Annotated in this window: 9 protein-coding genes; 6 read left to right on the top strand and 3 right to left on the bottom strand. The window is 58.6% G+C overall.

The window, feature by feature from the left end:
* Positions 1 to 313 precede the first annotated feature (313 nt).
* Both HF931_RS14545 and HF931_RS14540 read left to right on the top strand, forming a co-directional pair.
* Positions 314 to 3,325 carry a TonB-dependent receptor domain-containing protein gene (locus HF931_RS14545; protein ID WP_273240676.1) on the top strand — a complete coding sequence of 1,004 codons (3,012 nt, stop codon included), beginning with the start codon at positions 314 to 316 and terminating at the stop codon, positions 3,323 to 3,325.
* A gap of 246 nt (positions 3,326 to 3,571) precedes the next feature.
* Entirely contained in the window at positions 3,572 to 4,372 is an 801-nt protein-coding gene (locus tag HF931_RS14540; RefSeq protein WP_273011057.1) for an IclR family transcriptional regulator domain-containing protein, read from the top strand.
* A gap of 39 nt (positions 4,373 to 4,411) precedes the next feature.
* On the opposite strand, the gene HF931_RS14535 is transcribed toward HF931_RS14540, so the two are convergent.
* Positions 4,412 to 5,737 (bottom strand): MFS transporter, encoded by a 1,326-nt coding sequence (locus HF931_RS14535; protein ID WP_273240674.1) that lies wholly within the window; start codon positions 5,735 to 5,737, stop codon positions 4,412 to 4,414.
* A 204-nt stretch (positions 5,738 to 5,941) separates the two neighbouring features.
* Between HF931_RS14535 and HF931_RS14530 the strand changes: the two genes are divergently transcribed.
* A complete protein-coding gene (locus tag HF931_RS14530; protein ID WP_420537714.1) occupies positions 5,942 to 6,943 on the top strand; it encodes a hypothetical protein in 1,002 nt (333 codons plus the stop codon).
* A gap of 5 nt (positions 6,944 to 6,948) precedes the next feature.
* Here the strand turns inward: HF931_RS14530 and HF931_RS14525 are convergent, their stop codons facing one another.
* On the bottom strand, positions 6,949 to 7,764 hold the full coding sequence (locus tag HF931_RS14525) for a GntR family transcriptional regulator (protein WP_273240670.1): 816 nt from the start codon (positions 7,762 to 7,764) through the stop codon (positions 6,949 to 6,951).
* Positions 7,765 to 7,972: 208 nt separating this feature from the next.
* On the opposite strand from HF931_RS14525, the gene HF931_RS14520 reads away from it, so the two are divergent.
* The 3 genes from HF931_RS14520 to HF931_RS14510 are packed head-to-tail and all read left to right on the top strand — an operon-like array spanning position 7,973 to position 15,486.
* Positions 7,973 to 9,688 (top strand): AMP-binding protein, encoded by a 1,716-nt coding sequence (locus tag HF931_RS14520; RefSeq protein WP_273240668.1) that lies wholly within the window; start codon positions 7,973 to 7,975, stop codon positions 9,686 to 9,688.
* A 59-nt stretch (positions 9,689 to 9,747) separates the two neighbouring features.
* Entirely contained in the window at positions 9,748 to 12,162 is a 2,415-nt protein-coding gene (locus HF931_RS14515; protein WP_273240666.1) for a TonB-dependent receptor, read from the top strand.
* 30 nt (positions 12,163 to 12,192) lie between these two features.
* On the top strand, positions 12,193 to 15,486 hold the full coding sequence (locus HF931_RS14510) for a carboxyl transferase domain-containing protein (RefSeq protein WP_273240664.1): 3,294 nt from the start codon (positions 12,193 to 12,195) through the stop codon (positions 15,484 to 15,486).
* 272 nt (positions 15,487 to 15,758) lie between these two features.
* On the opposite strand, the gene HF931_RS14505 is transcribed toward HF931_RS14510, so the two are convergent.
* Complete coding sequence (locus HF931_RS14505) at positions 15,759 to 16,778, bottom strand: sugar kinase (protein ID WP_273240662.1); 1,020 nt, start codon at positions 16,776 to 16,778, stop codon at positions 15,759 to 15,761.
* Between the last annotated feature and the right edge of the window lie 10 nt (positions 16,779 to 16,788).

Below are 16,788 nucleotides of genomic sequence, written 5' to 3'. Positions count from 1 at the left end.
TTCGATCCGCCCTCTTCCCTAGTGCGACTTTACAGGCGGGGCGCCTGCCTATGTCAACAAAAAAGTGCGAATAGCGACCAGAAGTGCGATATTTAGATTGTGGAGGATTGGGGTGGTTCATTCTTGGGCTATGGGTGCCTGAGCACCGGGCAAGCCCATCGTATTTGCTGGTAAACCCTACAAAATTTGGTTGTTATCGGCGATTTCGGTTGACACGACCTGTGACATTGATGTGAACGTGACCTCGAACTGAAAATACGCATAACGCACAAAGTTCGTAAAACGCACACAAGTGAAGACTATGGGGGTCATCATGTTCAATAAACTTAATCAGAATTCGCGTGATAAGAAAGCGCACTTCAAGCGACAAGTTTTTCTCGGGGCGGCTTCTGCTCCCATCGCCGTGGTCCTGGCGACGGGGTCTATGCAGGCCTTCGCTCAGGAGGGAGTCGAGCGAGTAGAAGCCGAGGCTGAGGCGAGCAAGGTCGAGCAGACGATCATCGTTACCGGCTCTCGCATCAAGAACGCAAATCTCGTGTCTCCGAGCCCGGTCACCACGGTTGGGGCCGACCAGATCCAGGCGCGCGGCACGGTGCGTGTTGAGGACATGCTCAACACGCTTCCGCAAGTCTCGCCATCAGAAGGCGCAGGGCGCGCCAATGAAGCGGCTGGAACGGCCAATGTCGACTTGCGCGGTCTGGGCGCTGAGCGGACCCTCGTGCTCGTGGATGGACGCCGCATGCCATATGGCTCTCCAGTGTCTGCTCCGGCAGATTTGAATCAGATACCATCGATGCTGGTAGAGCGCGTTGAAGTGCTGACAGGTGGTGCTTCGGCGGTTTATGGCGCGGATGCTGTTGCCGGCGTTGTGAACTTCATCATGAAGGATGATTTCGAGGGAGTGATGGCCGATGTGCAAATTGGCGCCTTCCAGACTGCGAACAGCAACAATCGGATAGAACAGACGCTGCGCGCTTATGACCAGCCGATTCCGGGGTCAACAATGGATGGTGAGTCCATTGATGTGAATCTTGTATTTGGTTTGAATGGCGATGACGGTCGCGGCAACATTACTGGCTACTTCAATTGGAAGAAGCAGAATGAAGTCCTGCAGGGAGAGCGCGTCAGCAGTGCGTGTGCTTTGGGCTACAGCAACGACACGTTTACCTGCGGTGGCTCAGGCACCACCAATCCAGGGCAGTTCACAAGCTTCGGGGGCGGGGACGTCCCATTCTCCTTCACGCTCGCCGAAGGGGGCGGCATTCGGGATTACAATCCGGACACGGATACCTACAACTACGCGCCATTGAATCACTTTATTCGCCCCAATGAACGATTTTCATTTGGCGCGATGGGGCACTATGACCTCACCGATGCGGTTGAGCTTTACGGATCATTCGCTTTCACGAATGATCTCACGACGGCGCAAATTGCACCGGCTGGGAACTTCTTTCAGACCAAGACAATCAATTGCGACAATCCGTTCCTGACGGACGAGATGGTCCAGGTGATCTGCCTGAATAATGGGTACAGCCCGACGGCCGCTGACCTCGAAGATCGTGTCGCCCCCCTTCAGATCGGCCGCCGCAATGTCGAGGGAGGGGGTCGTCAGAACGAAACCGAGCACACATCCTTCAAAGTGCTTGGAGGATTCCGCGGAGATCTGGGCAGTGCCTGGTCATACGATGTGTATGGGCAGTACTCGAAAGTCATGTACTCCGACAGCGCGGCAAATTTCTTCAATCTGGACAAGGTTGCGAATGCGCTGGAAGTCAGGATTGATCCGGATACCGGAGCGCCAGCCTGTCAGGTGGCCATTGATGGAACCGATCCGAGCTGTGTCCCGTACAATGTGTTTGAGCTTGGCGGCGTAACCCAGGAAGCACTGGATTACGTTCAGACCCCGGGGTTCCGGGAAGGCGAGGTGACCCAAGAGATCTACAGCGCCGTGCTGACAGGTGATCTGACCGAGTATGGCCTAGTGATGCCTTGGGCGGAAACAGGGATTCAAACCGTATTCGGCGCAGAATACCGTGATGAGTATCTCGTGCAGACCAATGACGCCCTGACCCGCGAAGGCAAGCTCGGCACAGCCCGCGCTGACGTCGAGGGTGGTATCAGCGTTTACGAGTTCTTCACCGAAGTGCAGGTGCCACTGGTCGAAAGCCGTCCCGGAATCGAGGAGCTTGCGATCAATGGTGCGTATCGTTTCTCTGATTATTATGAAACGACGGGAACCCAAAGCACTTACGCGCTGGGTCTGACTTACGCGCCGGTTTCCGATTATCGCTTCCGGGCGCAGTATCAGCGCGCGACCCGCTCGCCGAATCCGATTGAACTCTATGCGCCGCAATCGCCATTCGAGTTTACGCTACCGGTGAATGCGAATGGCTTGTATGATCCTTGCGCAGGCGCCAACCCGGCGCGTACGTTTGAAGAATGCGCGCGCACAGGCGTTACCGCCGCCCAATATGGCAACATAGCTGATAACCCTGCGGCCCAGTTCCGGAATATCAGCGGCGGCAATCCGGATCTCGATGTGGAAAGCTCGGATACTTACACGATCGGTATGGTCGCATCTCCCGGCTTCATTCCCGGGCTGAACGTGTCTGTCGACTATTTCAGCATCAAGGTTGAAGACTTCATCGGGAGCGTCCCTGAGGAGCAGGCGCTCAATCAGTGTCTCACGACCGCAGATGAATTCTTCTGTGGCCTTATCAATCGGGGCTCGAATGGTGAGCTCTGGGCGAGTGAGGATGCGTTCGTGATTGCCACGAAACTCAATACGGGCTCGCTGGAAACGTCCGGGATTGATGTCTCCGCGAACTATGCCTTCGACATCGGATCGTACGGGTCGCTGCGTGTGGATTATCTGGCAACCTTCCTGCACGCGCTCGACAAGGAGCCGCTGCCGGGCCTGGATATCATTGAATGTGCGGGGTATTTTGCGTCCACCAATGCATCTTGCGGCACGTCCAAGCCGGAATACCGGCACAATATCCCGGTGACATGGACGACACCGTGGGGCGATCTGACCGCTCGTGCAACCTGGCGACACATCGGATCGGTCGACCTTATCGGATCGACTGCGAGCAATGCCAACACGGTATTGGACGCGCGTGATTATCTCGACCTTTCCCTCCGGGCGACTGTTCGGGATGGTGTCGGAGTGCGGTTTGGTGTGAACAATGTGTTCGACAAGAACCCGCCGGTCAGCACGAATGTCGGCTCAGCTGGCGGTTCGTTTGGCAACGGAAATACATTCCCGCAGGCCTATGACGCACTTGGCCGATACATTTTCGCCGGCGTGAACGTCAAATTCTGATGCTGGCGGCGGACTGAATTGAATCGGGTGAGGGCGCGATGTTCGGGCCCTCACCTTCATCGCGTCCTGGTTCCAGCTCTGAGCCAAATCGGGAAGGTATTAAATCCGGCGCGCACAAATCGCATCTGATGCGGCAGAATTGTTTGCAATATCAGTGACATATTTTAGTCTTTAACTGTTGAGGCGTAACCTTCGCTGCGCGCCAACAAAAATTTGCCATCGGGTTCAGGTGGGGAGGGAGGCATCGTGCCGGAAAATATGGAAGAGCATGTCGAGGATAGTGACCGCGACTATGTGGCGACCCTTGCGCGGGGCCTGGACGTAATCTGCGCCTTCACGCGTTACACCCCTAAGATGACTCTCAGCGATGTGGCGAACGCGACCGGCATGACGCGGGCCTCAGCGCGGCGGATATTGCTGACGCTTGTAAAGGAGGGGTATGCGGAGAAAACGGACCGGGTATTCTCGCTTCGCCCCAAAGTGCTGCAACTCGGATACTCCGCACTATCATCAGTCGGGATTCTGGATGTGGTGCAGCCAGTCATGAATGAGCTGACGCAATCCACTCAGGAATCCATCTTTGCGGCAGTGCTGACCGGGGATGATGTCACCTATCTTGCAAGGTCCACGCCGGACCGGGTGATGTCGGTCAGTTACAATATCGGAAAGCGCTTGCCGGCCTATGCTGTCTCTACCGGTCGCGTGCTGCTTGCATACGAGCCAGAAGAAGCGCTCGAGCAATATCTTGCGCGCGTAGATCTGCAGCAATTCCAATCAAAGACGGTGGTGTCAAAAGTCAAACTGCGGGAGATTATCCATGAGACGCGGCAACTTGGATACTCCCTCGTCGATGAAGAATTGGAGCCGGGTGTCCGATCACTTTCAGTGCCAATACGCGATGTGAACAATCGCGTCATTGCTGCGCTGAATGCGTGTTGTCCGTCTGTCCGGTTCAGTGTGGATGAAATGCGCAGTCAGCTGGTTCCGAAACTTCTGGAATCCGTTGCGAGAATCAATCGATCATTTGTAAACGGAGCAAGTTCCTGAGCCTGTGCGAAGCTGGTAACCAGAGCCGCGTATCCTGACTCATTGTTCCGGCCTGGAAACCTGCTGGATGTAAGGCTGGCGTGACCACATGACCAGGCCGGCAGACAGAGGCAGCGTCACGCCCGCGAGCAGGGAGAGGGCGGGTGCAAGTCCGCCGGTTCCGGAGAACACGCCTTCGGAGAGCATGGCGACGACGGGGGGGCCGAGCCCAAGACCGATCATGGTCGTGCACATGAAGAGGAGCGCAATGGCCGTCGCCCGTATTTCGCCAGGCGCGATGAATTGGACCGACACGACGGCCAGATTGCTGCAGCCCGACAGGGCGAAGATCATGATGGCAATGCCGACAAGCGCCTGCGACGCCTCGGGTGCCAGCGGCGCGGCAATGGCCGCTGTGCAACCAGTCAATGAGGCAAGCAGTGCGGCAAGCACGAGTCCATCGCGCCGTCCCCGCTTTCGAAGGAATTCTGCCAGCATGGTGAAGGATATTGTGCCTGCGGCGGCTGCGATGATGCCGGTCGCCCCGAAGGCAAACCCGGCCTGGCTGATGGTCCAGCCATAGGTGCGCCTGAAAAGCTCAGGTGCCCATGCGCCGTACGCGAACACGATCAGATTGACCCCGCCTGCGCCCAGAAACAGACCAAGATACAACTGCCATCGATGCCGGAAATATGCGATCACTTCAGCGAGTGGCTGCGTGGTCGACGTCTCGGCTGAATGACGCCCCGGCTCCCGGGTTGTGAGAAAGAATACCGCACATAGCAGCAGTCCCGGCACGCCCACCGTAAAAAAGACCAGCTGCCAGAGCTTGAAACCTGCAAGAAACGGAAGGTCTGCCAGCCCGCCCGATGACAGGGCTGTGATGACCGCTGCGCCGACAATGTAGGATCCATATCCGCCCATACTGCCGGCAGCAGCATAGATGCCGGCTGGCAAGGCGCGGCGCTCGGGCGGGAACATGTCCCCGATCATCGAGTAGGCTGCCGGGGACAGAGCAGCTTCTCCGATCGCGAGTCCAATCCGTAGACTGACGAGAATCCCGTAGGAGGTCGCAATTCCGGAAAACGTTGTGCACAATCCCCACAGGGCAACGCCTGCGAGAACAAGGTGCTTGCGATTGCGGGTGTCTGCGACGCGCGCCAAAGGCAGTCCGAGCAATCCGTAGAATATCGCGAAGGCGCCACCAAACAGCAAGCCGATTTCGAAGTCATTGACATTGAAATCCTGCTTCAACGGTCCAACCAGGAGGCTGGGAATGATCCGGTCGATGTAGGAGATGATATAGAGACCGCAGAGCAATCCGACGGTCCACCAGGCCCGAAATCCGGGTTTCGGGGGAGCGGGAACGTGTTCGACGGGTGGCATGGTGGATCCTCCGCAAGGCTCTTCATTGGAGCCGTCTGTCTGGCGTCACCTGCTCGACATTCTGTGCTCATGGCAAAGACCAGAAAATTGCAGGACAATCTCGGGATGCTTGTCATGCGCACCGATCAATCTGATGACGGGCAAGTTTAATTATTGTTGACACTTGAGGGCGTGACGAACAGATTGTCAAACAATATTGGAAATATGTCGATCAATCGACTGATAGGGAGGATCAAGCTTGTGACCGACAAGACGCCATTTTCTGCAGACATCACCGAGGTCGATGGTGTGCTCATGGGACCCTGGCGATCGCCGCGACAAATGCTTGGCGATCAGACCTATGATGATCATGCCTCCATTCATGATGATGCCACGGCGCAGAAGCTTGGCTTCCAGGGCGGGACCATCGAAGGGCCGACCCATTTCAGCCAGTTCTCGCCGCTCGGCCATGCTGTTTGGGGGGACAGATTCCTGGCGCAGGGATGCCTGTCGGTTCATTACCGCAATCCTGCCTTCGAAGGCGAAAAGATCCGGGCCTGTCTGAAGCGAACGCCGGACGAAAACAATGCCGAAATCTGGGCCGAGAAGGAGGATGGGGTGGAAGTCCTCCGAGGATCTGCATCCATTGGCGAAGGGCCGGTCGCAACTGCCCTGGAAACCCGGCTTCAGTCTCTTGCCCCTCTCGAACGGCCGGTCATTATGGCAGACCTGAAAGTGGGGATGACCACCGGCCGTGTGCCCGTGAGCATGGCATTCGATCAGCATATGGGAGACTTGTATCCGTTCTCCCTGGAGCAGAAACTGAAGGTGATTACAGAGCCGTCTCCATGGTATCAGGGCGATGGCACGCCGTGGGGAAGGGCCATCATCCCATTTGAAATGTTGAGCGTACTTCTGCAGTACACGGCCCGAACAGAGCATTTTCCCGTGCGCGAGCCCGTGGTCGGTCTGTTTGCCGACCAGGAAATCCGGCTGATGGATGGACCGTTGTTCGTTGGTGAAGCCTATGAGGTCGAGCGCGAATTGGTGGCATTGAGCGGGAGCCGGCGCACGGAAAGCTTCTGGGTCAAAACGCGAGCTTTCCGGGCATCGGACAACAAGCTGGTGGCCAGCATGTTGCTCAATCAGGCCACGCTCAAGGAGACCTATGCGGCGTATGACGCTGACTATGCCGATCTGTACGGCGCGGATGCGCGACCGGCCTGACCGGCTCAGGCGGTCGGCTGCGACAGGCGTGAGACAAGCTGCTCAAGGCGGTCCAGACGGCTTTCGAGGTCGGGTGTCTGACCGGTTTGCGTATCCGCCTGCGCAAATGTGACCAGTCTCGCCGGGTCGATCGACTGTTTGCGACGAATGGATAATTGTTTCAGGACGGCGTCGCGATGGCTCTCATGAAACAGGCGGATTTCCCGCTCTGCGCCATCGCTGTCGCGAATTTCAATTCTGTTCCATACCGCCTGCACCATTCGGGCAACCTCGCGCTGACGGTCCAGCGTAAGATGGTCGCAGGGGATTTCCCACATCGCCTCCCAGGATGCCTCCGTCAGGATCGTGGAGATCATGCCGCGTGCTGTCCGGTTGCCGCTGGATGTGATCATGATCGAGAAAAAACGTCCCAATGCGGAGGCAAACTCGATCGGTGGGGTGAACCCAGACTTCGCCAATCGCACAATCTCATCATGGCGGGCCTCCACCTCATGAATGATGTCCGGTCGCGCTTGCTGTATGACATAGCGGCAGGCCAGTCCGATGAGTGTGGATGTGACAGCAAAATTATCGGCGATGATTTCCAGCGGAATACCGATCACGACCGCGCCGCGATTGGGATTCATTTCAATCAAATTGCGTTGTTCCAGCAAGCGCAGCGCATCGCGTACGGATCCCCGACTGGCTTCGAACCGGGTGGCGAGCTTCATTTCGGTCAGCCGCTCGCCGGGCTTCAGGTGTTCGGCGGCGATTTCGCTGGCCAGGGTGGCAGCGATTGATTCCGGCACCGAGCGGGCGGCGGAGGCGGGGGGCTTGGTCATGCTCTTGGATTGTCCCGTGTTGATCTCGGCGCGTCGCCAAATTGTACCATTTTGCAGAACAATGTGTAGAATTGTTGAACAAAAAAATCAATTGAATTCGAAAAGCCTCAAAATACCGATATTTTGATTGACAATATGCACATCGGGCTGAAATTGTCCTTCAAAATAATAAAAATTGTTCGTCAAAGTGGATGGAATTGGAGGCATCATGGATGCGTCGGTCGAGACGGATCGAGAGGCATATCTCGCGGATCTGAAACAACGTATCGCGGCGGCGTGGCCGGAAGACATGCCGCGGGACCCGGTATATCCGTTCGGTCAGATTTGCGTCCCGGATTATCTGCGAGCCTGGTCAGACCGCAAGGGCGATGAAACCGCAATCGATTTCTATGGATACCCTGTCAGCTGGGCCGACCTCGATCGCCTGTCCGACGCCTTCGCCTCCTTTCTTGCGACGCGGGATGTGGGCCCGGGGGATCGGGTCGCCGTGTTCATGCCGAATTGCCCGCAATTCTCCATCACCTTCTTCGGCATTCTGAAGCGGGGCGCGATACTCGTCCCCGTCAATCCCATGGTCACGGGGCGGGAGCTATCGCATTATCTAGAGGATTCCGGTGCCAGCCTGGTTGTGGCGCTGGACAAGCTTGCCCCGCTTGTGAAAGAGGTCGATCGTGACAACGCCCTGACAATTGTCAGTACCGCATTGCGCGAATTCCTTCCAGCCGATCCGGCGTATCCCGTCCCGGCCGGCGCGCTTGATGAGCCCGTCGATGTTCACGGAGTGATTCCATTCTCCTCCGCCATCTCGACCCCCGTCGATGAGTCGGCAATGGCCGAGGTGTCGTGGAACCAGATCGCCGCGATCAATTATACCGGGGGCACGACAGGGCTGCCGAAAGGGTGCCTGCACACACATGGTGACATGATTTACACGGGAGCGTGCGCGGCGACATTCTGCCTGCCGGCCTCGGAAACGGATGTCGTTCTTTCCTATCTTCCCCAATTCTGGATTGCCGGTGAGGTGGCCGGAATCCTGTTGCCCCTCGTTTCGGGCTGCCGGCTTGTCCTGCTCTCCAGATGGGATGCATCCGCGGTCATGGCGGCGATTGACCAGGCCGGAGTGACCGGCATGGGCGCGCTGACCGATGGCGCTGTTGAAATCATGGATCATCCCGATGTCGGGGAGTTCGATCTGCGTTCCCTGCGGGAGACGGTCGTCACGTCGTTTGTGAAAATTCTGAACCCCGACTATCGCCGGCGCTGGAAAGCGCTGACGGGTGCCGTGCTTCGGGAATCCTCATTCGGCATGACCGAGACAAACACGCTGGATACATTCACGACGGGTTTGCAGGCCGATGATGCCGACATCACCGGGGAGCCACTCTTTGTGGGGCTTCCATGCCCGGGCGCTGAATTCATCATCGTGGACCCGGAAACCGGACGGCCGGTCGCACATGGTGAGCCGGGCGAGATCCTGATGCGCACCCCGTCGCTCATGAAAGGCTATTGGGGCGTGCGCGGGCAGGCAGATGACAGCCCCATACGCGATGGGTGGCTGCATACCGGCGACACCGGCGTGATCGATGAGCGGGGCGGCATCTATTTCCGTGGACGCCGCAAGGAAATGCTGAAGGTCAACGGCATGAGCGTGTTCCCGACAGAACTGGAAATCTCGATCAGCCGCCATCCCGCCGTTGCCGTATGCGGAGTGGTGGGGCGTCCCGATGACCGCAAGGGCCAGGTTCCGGTCGCCTTCGTGCAGATCGATGACGACGCCCCCGGGCCCGTCACGGCGGAAGGCTTGTCAGCCTGGTGCCGCGAGAACATGGCCAGCTACAAGGTGCCGGAAATCCGCTTCATTGCCCAGATGCCGCTGACCGATACGGGCAAGGTGAAACGCAACGCGCTTCTGGATGCGCTGTAACCACCCCTGACAAAAACTCAAACAACGAGCGTCCTGGAGACGCCAAAGGAGGAAGTGCTATGAGAGTATTGCTGACAAGTGTGTGTGCAGGAGCATTGCTGGTGCCGGCGGGTCTGGCGCAGGCGCAGGTATCGGAAAGCGGGCAGGTCGAAACGGCCCCTGACTCTTCGCAGGCGCCTGATGAGGCGCGGCGACTGGGCGCTGTGACCGTCACGGCAACGCGCCGGACACAGGACATTCTGGAAGTTCCGGTCGCTGTGTCCAATATCGGCGCCGAGCAGATGGAGCGGTCCGGTATTTCGGATGTCAAGCAGCTTACCAGCATCGCGCCAAGCCTGGACATCACGAATACGATCGGCGAATCCTACGGGGCTGTGATCCGTGTACGCGGTATAGGAACAAGTGGATCGAATCCGGGCCTTGAATCGGCCACAGGAGTCTATGTCGACGGCGTCTATCGAAGCCGGTCCAATCTCGCCCTGAACGACATGCCGGGCGTGGAACGTGTTGAGCTTCTGCGTGGACCGCAAGGCACATTGTTCGGAAAGAACACAACTGCAGGTGTTCTCAACGTCGTGACCGCCAAGCCGTCTGACGTGTTCGAAGGAAGCGCGGCTGTCACAGCCGGAAACTTGGGGCTTACGCGGTTTGACGGCACGATTGAGGGGCCATTGACCGACACGCTCGGGGGACGGCTCGATATCATGACAATGGACCGGGACGGCTATACCGAGAGTGAATTCACGGGCGAGGCGTTCGGCGCGCGGGAACGAGTGCAGGCGCGTGGTCAGCTATACTGGGAAGCCAGCGATACGGTCGATGTTCGTCTGATAGCAGACTATACCGACAAGTCCGAGGATGGCAGCAACTTCCTGATCTATCGCAGCATCACGCCCGCAGCTGAAACCCTGTTGGGCCAGTTCGGGCCCGTCCCGACGGCGCAAGAAGACATCAAAGATTATTACACGACGCCGACTGATGGTCGTGACTGGGGTCAGACGGTTCTGGATCGCGGGATTTCAGCGGAAGTGAACTGGGAGGTCGGCCCGGGCACGCTGACATCAATAACGGCCTGGCGAAAATTCGATGCGGATCGTTCCTTCGACCCGGACGCCGGACCTGTAGACCTCTTGTACGATGACCGCGATGGCGAAGTGTTTGAAAGTTTCAGCCAGGAAGTACGCTATCAGGGGGTGGCCGGGGATCTCGACTATCTGGTGGGAATTTTCTACGCCAATGACAAGATTGAAAGCCGGGACAGCTACACGTTCGGCGCAGATCTCGAAACCTGGCTAGGCCTGCTTGTCGGGTCCGACACATTGTTTTCGGCGGTCACGGGCCTGCCTGCCGGCAGTGTGTTCCCGGAAGGCGGCGGCGCATATGACGTGTTCAAGCAGGATGGTGAAAGCGTGGCGCTGTTCACGCACAACACCTACCAGGTGAGCGAGAAACTCTCCCTGACCGGCGGCTTGCGGTTCACAGTGGACGAGAAATCCCTTGATGCCGATCTGACCTCGGACAATCCGGCTTGCGAAGCGGCCATTGCCTCGGGCGGTGACGGGCTCTCAACCACACCGGCCGGATTGCGCGGCCTGGTCTGCATTCCAAATTTCGACACTCGCCGGGATGGCCGCTACACCGACAACCGGTCTGAAGAGGAGTTTTCCGGGGTCCTGTCGGCGCTGTACCGCGTCAATCGGGATTTGAGCACGTATGCATCCTATAGCCGGGGCTATAAATCCGGCGGGTATCAGTTTGACCGGGGCGGTCTGATTATTCCGAATCCGAGCGGTGACCAGCTGGAGTTTGATCCAGAATTTGCCGATGCATATGAACTTGGCCTGAAAGGCGTGTTCCTGGACGGCCTGGTGCGTGCAAATCTGGCGCTGTTCTATACGGAGCTGACGGACTATCAGTTCAGCTATGTGCAGGCTTCAGCCAGTGGCGAGACCCAGCGTGTCGTGGCAAACCTGCCGCAGCTGACCAGCCAGGGTGTTGAGGTTGAAACGGCGTTCAGCCCGAGTGAAAACCTGTCCATGAATTTCGCCGCGACCTATCAGGATGCGGATTTCGGGGAGGAGGCCTTCCCGGCCTCCCTGTCCTATCTGGAGGACCGCGGCAATTTCAACGCGCCGAAATGGACTCTGGTCAGCTCGGCGAATTACGACCGTGACCTTCCCGGCACCTCATTGCGCAGTTTTGCGTATCTTGATGCGCGCTGGCAATCGAAGTCCAATGTAAGCTTCTCGGCGTCTGTCGGTCCGACCCATGAGCAGGAGGCCTATGCCACGTTCAATGGCCGGGTCGGTCTGGGCAGCCAGTCGGAATCATGGACGCTTGAAGTCTGGGGCCGGAACCTGACGGATGAGAATGCCTGGGCAATGACGGGCGCCGGCACGCTCCAGCCGGGGACGGTGCAGGGCTATGGCATTGAACCGCGGACATATGGCGCCACCCTTCGGGTGACGTGGTAGCCGGTTCATCCGGGGCTTGAGGAGGCAGACATGTTCAAGAAAATCCTGATCGCCAACCGGGGAGAAGTCGCTGTGCGTGTTGCACGCGCTGCGGCTGAACTGGGTGTGCCAAGCGTCACCATTTATTCCGGGGACGATGCTGCGTCAGCTCATGCAAGGGCTGGCGACACAGCGGTGGCCCTGGGCGGGTCGGGACCGTCTGCTTATCTGGATGGTGGCAACATCCTCGCCATCGCGGCACAGCAGGGGTGTGATGCCATTCATCCCGGCTATGGATTTCTCAGTGAGAATGGCGGCTTTGCCGCGGATTGTGCAGAGGCCGGTATCCACTTTATCGGCCCCAATGTTCACGCCCTGAGCGTTTTCGGGGACAAGGGCGAAGCCCGGCAGATTGCCCGAAAATGTGATGTGCCGATCCCTCAGGGAACAGAGGGAGCTGTCACGCTGGAGGAAGCCAAGGCATTCTTCAGATCCCTTGGGACGCAAGCGGCGGTAATGGTCAAATCCATTGCAGGCGGGGGAGGCCGGGGCATGCGCCCGGCCCGGTCCCTGACAGAGCTGGAACAGGCATTCGGGATTTGCCGGGCCGAGGCGGAACTCGCTTTCGGGTCCGGGGAACTCTATCTCGAACAATTGGTGCAGCGTGCCCGCCACATAGAAGTGCAGGTCGTGGGGGACACGCATGGCGATGTCGTGGCGCTGGGAGACCGGGATTGCAGCGCGCAGCGTCGTCGCCAGAAATTGATCGAAATAGCGCCGGCTCCCGATCTGCCGGATGAGATCCGCGCCGCGATGCATGAGGCCTCCGTTCGGCTCGCCAGGGAGGCCGGCTACGACAATGTCGGTACGGTGGAGTTTCTCTACAATCTCGAGGAAACAGACCCAGATCGGGCAATTCTCTTCATGGAAGCCAATCCCCGCCTGCAGGTCGAACATACGATTACGGAAGAAATAACGGGCGTCGACCTCGTTCAGGCCCAGATCCTGCTCGCCTCGGGTGCCACGCTGGAGGATGCAGGATGCCGTCCGCTGCCGGGGATCCGGGGCGCAGCCATTCAGGTGCGCATCAATGCTGAGACAATGACGCCGGACGGCGACATCCGTCCCTCCGGTGGCACGGTGCATACCTTCACCCCACCCGGCGGTGCAGGCGTGCGCGTCGATACATTCGCCTATTCCGGCATGGCGTTGAGCCCGGCATTTGATTCCCTGCTAGCAAAGCTGATCGTTCGGGGGCCGGATCTGGACGGTGCCGGCCGGCGGGCCCGACGGGCACTGAACGAGTTCGGCATTACCGGAGTGCCAACCAACAAGGTGGACATGCTGGCATTGCTGGAACAGCCGGAACTGCTGTCCGGTCAGCTGGATACGCAATTTGTGGAACGTGAGCGCGACAGGCTGAAAGCGGTCGCGGACAGTTTCGCTGAATTGGCGCAGACGTCTCTTGGGAGTGAGGCCGGAGCGTCCGCCATGCGCCCTGCAGCGAACCTGCCGCCTCCCGGCCAGGTGGCGGTCAGGGCGACGCTGTCCGGTCTGGTTGTCCGCGTGGATGTGGCTGAGGGTGACAAAGTATGGCCGGGCAAGCCGGTAGCCCTGGTCGAAGCGATGAAGATGCAGCACGTCGTCGAGGCCACCGGCAGCGGAATCGTCCGGCAGGTCCTTCTGGAGGCGGGGGCCGTCTTGTCGGAAGACGCGCCGGTCCTGTTTGTCGAACCGGCCGAGGTCGAGGCCGATGCCGAGGCACAGGACGCCGAAATTGATCCGGATCATATCCGCGAGGATCTGGCGCATGTGCAGGAACGGATCGGATTGACGCTGGACGCGGCACGTCCCGACGCGGTGCAGAGGCGCCGAAAGACCGGCATGCGCACGGCGCGCGAGAATCTGGATGATCTGTTCGATGCGGGCACGTTCCATGAATATGGCGGGCTGGCGATCGCAGCGCAGCGTCGCCGCCGCAGCCTGGACGACCTGATGAAGAACACGCCTGCTGACGGCCTGATTGGCGGCGTTGGCGAGGTCAACAATCACGTGTTCGGCCCGGAGCTTACGCGGTGCATGGGCATCTCTTATGATTACACCGTGCTGGCAGGCACGCAGGGCTATCTCAACCACAAGAAAACAGACCGACTGGTCGAACTGGCACATGATCAGGACCTGCCGATCGTGCTCTTTGCCGAAGGGGGGGGAGGACGCCCCGGCGATGTCGATGCGGTGACAGCCTCGGGGCTCGACGTGACCACGTTTCGCAGTTTTGCCGCCCTGAGTGGGCGCCAACCGCGGATCGGGATTGCCGCAGGGCGCTGCTTTGCGGGCAACGCCGTTCTGTATGGGTGTTGCGACCTCACGATCGCGACGAAAAACGCCAATATTGGTCTCGGCGGGCCCGCCATGATCGAGGGAGGCGGGCTGGGTCGGTTCAAGCCCGAGGATATCGGGCCGATTGATGTGCAGACCGCCAATGGCGTTGTGGACCTGGCCGTAGAGGATGAGGCCGAAGCGGTGGCGAAGACGCGCCAGATCCTCGGCTTCTTCCAAGGCGATGTGCCGGAGTGGAAAGCGCCGGACCAGCGATTGCTGCGCCATGCGATTCCGGAGGACCGGCTGAGGGTCTACGATATCCGAAAGGTCATCGATCTGTTAACGGATGAAGGGTCGGTCGTTGAACTGCGCCGGGAATTCGGTGTGGGCATTGTGACCGCCTTTGCGCGTATTGAAGGCCGGGCGATTGGCTTGATGGCAAACGATCCCAAATGGCTGGGCGGAGCCATCGATTCCGAGGCGGCGGACAAGGCCGCGCATTTCATGCAAATATGTGATGCCTACAATTTGCCGATTGTCTCCCTGTGCGACACGCCGGGATTCATGGTCGGGCCGGAATCCGAGAAGACAGCTTCGGTGCGTCATGGCGCGAGAATGTTCATCGTGTCTGCTGCGCTGCGCGTGCCGGTCTACACAATTGTGCTCCGCAAGGGGTACGGTCTCGGCGCGCAGGCAATGGCGTCAGGAGGCTTTCATAGCACGGCCATGACAATCAGCTGGCCGAGTGGTGAATTCGGAGGTATGGGCCTGGAAGGTGCAGTGAAACTGGCCTATCGCAAGGAATTGGAGGCCATTCCCGACCCCGTCGAGCGGGATGAGTTGTATGCCAGGAAAGTGGCTCAATTGTATGATGTCGGGCGAGCGACAGCGGTTGCGCAATATCTTGAGATAGATGCGGTCATCGATCCGGCCGATACAAGGGCCTGGTTGATGCGGGGATTGAAGATGAGGCCCCCTGGGCGCGGTCACACTCAGGCGCGCCGATACATCGACACCTGGTGAGAGCGACAACATACTGGCGATCCGGTCAGAAATCGAATGGATAATCGCGCGCTGGCGGTAATTCGGAAGCGCGCAGACAGGGGGCGAACTTCTTCGGTCCTGATTGGGAGAAGTGGTCCCAAGCCATCACACTGGGAACCGTACTCGGAACTTCACAAGCTGTCATGGGTGGATGCGTGCGGAATTGTCTAACTTCGGATTAGTGTGCCATCTGACTCGAACTACGGAGAAGTAGACGGCGTTGGAACCAGTGCGGCGATATCGATCGAACCCTATCGGCGCAAACGTCCGAACGCGTTCGACTGCGCCAAGTCTGATACTTCCTGTGCGGAGACCTGGTTCGTGTCACCAGCTACCGAGTGTTTCAAACTGTTGGCAGCCGCTCCGAAATTGACCGCCTCTTGCAGCGTTTGGTTGTCCATAAGGGCGTAAATCAGTCCAGCACAGAAGGCGTCTCCTGTGCCAACTCTGTCGACCACATGGCTCATCGTATATGTCCGCGAGAATGCGGTCTCGGATCTCGACCCGACGAAGGCTCGCCATTGATGTTCGTCCGCCGACGAAGATGAACGTATGGTCAGGGCAAAGCGCGCGAGATTCGGGAATGATGTCAGGACCTTGTCGCTCAGCGATGTCGCCCAAACATCCGAGCCGCTTTCGCCATCACCTTCAATACCGAGACAGGCCGGGCAATCTCCTCTCCCCGCGATCAGTGTGTCGGCTTTCTCCACAAGCGAAGGCATGATCTCGGAGGCGCTGACACCATAGTCCCACAGTCGTTCGCGATGATTGAGATCAATGGAAACGTGCACACCGCGCTCGCGGGCCTGTGACACTGCATCAATGGCCAATTGTTTTGTGTCCTCCGAGATCGCTGGTGTGATGCCACTGATGTGAAACCAGTGCGCACCTTCAAGCACCTGGTCCCAGTCGATATCCTTTGAATTCAACTGGGAGAACGGGGTGTTGTCACGATCGTAAATCACGCACCCTGATCGATAGTCTGCACCTTCCTCCATGAAATACAGGCCCATTCGTCCGGTCATTCTGGCGACGAAGCGTGTGTCTACCCCGAAAGACCGCAAGGCCATCAGAGCCTGAGTGCCGAGTTCTGTGTCAGGCAACGCAGAAACAAAACGGCTGGCGATGCCAAACGATGCAAGTGAGCAAGCGACATTGGCCTCGGCTCCCCCGTGACAAAGCTCGAGGGATTGGGCCTGCCGCAGGCGAAGCTTGCCAGGCGGTTTCAGGCGCATCATCAGCTCGCCCAGCGTTACGATGGTCTTTGTCATGAGGACACCT

This window comes from Hyphomonas atlantica corrig. (assembly GCF_017795365.1).
Lineage (GTDB): Bacteria > Pseudomonadota > Alphaproteobacteria > Caulobacterales > Hyphomonadaceae > Hyphomonas > Hyphomonas atlantica.
This window is presented reverse-complemented; position numbering and strand designations above follow the sequence as displayed.

What these genes read in the sequence shown, in the direction of transcription:
- HF931_RS14515 (WP_273240666.1), top strand. Translation starts at nt 9,748, where the DNA reads ATGAGAGTATTGCTGACAAGTGTGTGTGCAGGAGCATTGCTGGTGCCG.
- HF931_RS14525 (WP_273240670.1), bottom strand. Translation starts at nt 7,764, where the DNA reads ATGACCAAGCCCCCCGCCTCCGCCGCCCGCTCGGTGCCGGAATCAATC.
- HF931_RS14545 (WP_273240676.1), top strand. Translation starts at nt 314, where the DNA reads ATGTTCAATAAACTTAATCAGAATTCGCGTGATAAGAAAGCGCACTTC.
- HF931_RS14510 (WP_273240664.1), top strand. Translation starts at nt 12,193, where the DNA reads ATGTTCAAGAAAATCCTGATCGCCAACCGGGGAGAAGTCGCTGTGCGT.
- HF931_RS14530 (WP_420537714.1), top strand. Translation starts at nt 5,942, where the DNA reads ATGTCGATCAATCGACTGATAGGGAGGATCAAGCTTGTGACCGACAAG.
- HF931_RS14520 (WP_273240668.1), top strand. Translation starts at nt 7,973, where the DNA reads ATGGATGCGTCGGTCGAGACGGATCGAGAGGCATATCTCGCGGATCTG.
- HF931_RS14505 (WP_273240662.1), bottom strand. Translation starts at nt 16,778, where the DNA reads ATGACAAAGACCATCGTAACGCTGGGCGAGCTGATGATGCGCCTGAAA.
- HF931_RS14535 (WP_273240674.1), bottom strand. Translation starts at nt 5,737, where the DNA reads ATGCCACCCGTCGAACACGTTCCCGCTCCCCCGAAACCCGGATTTCGG.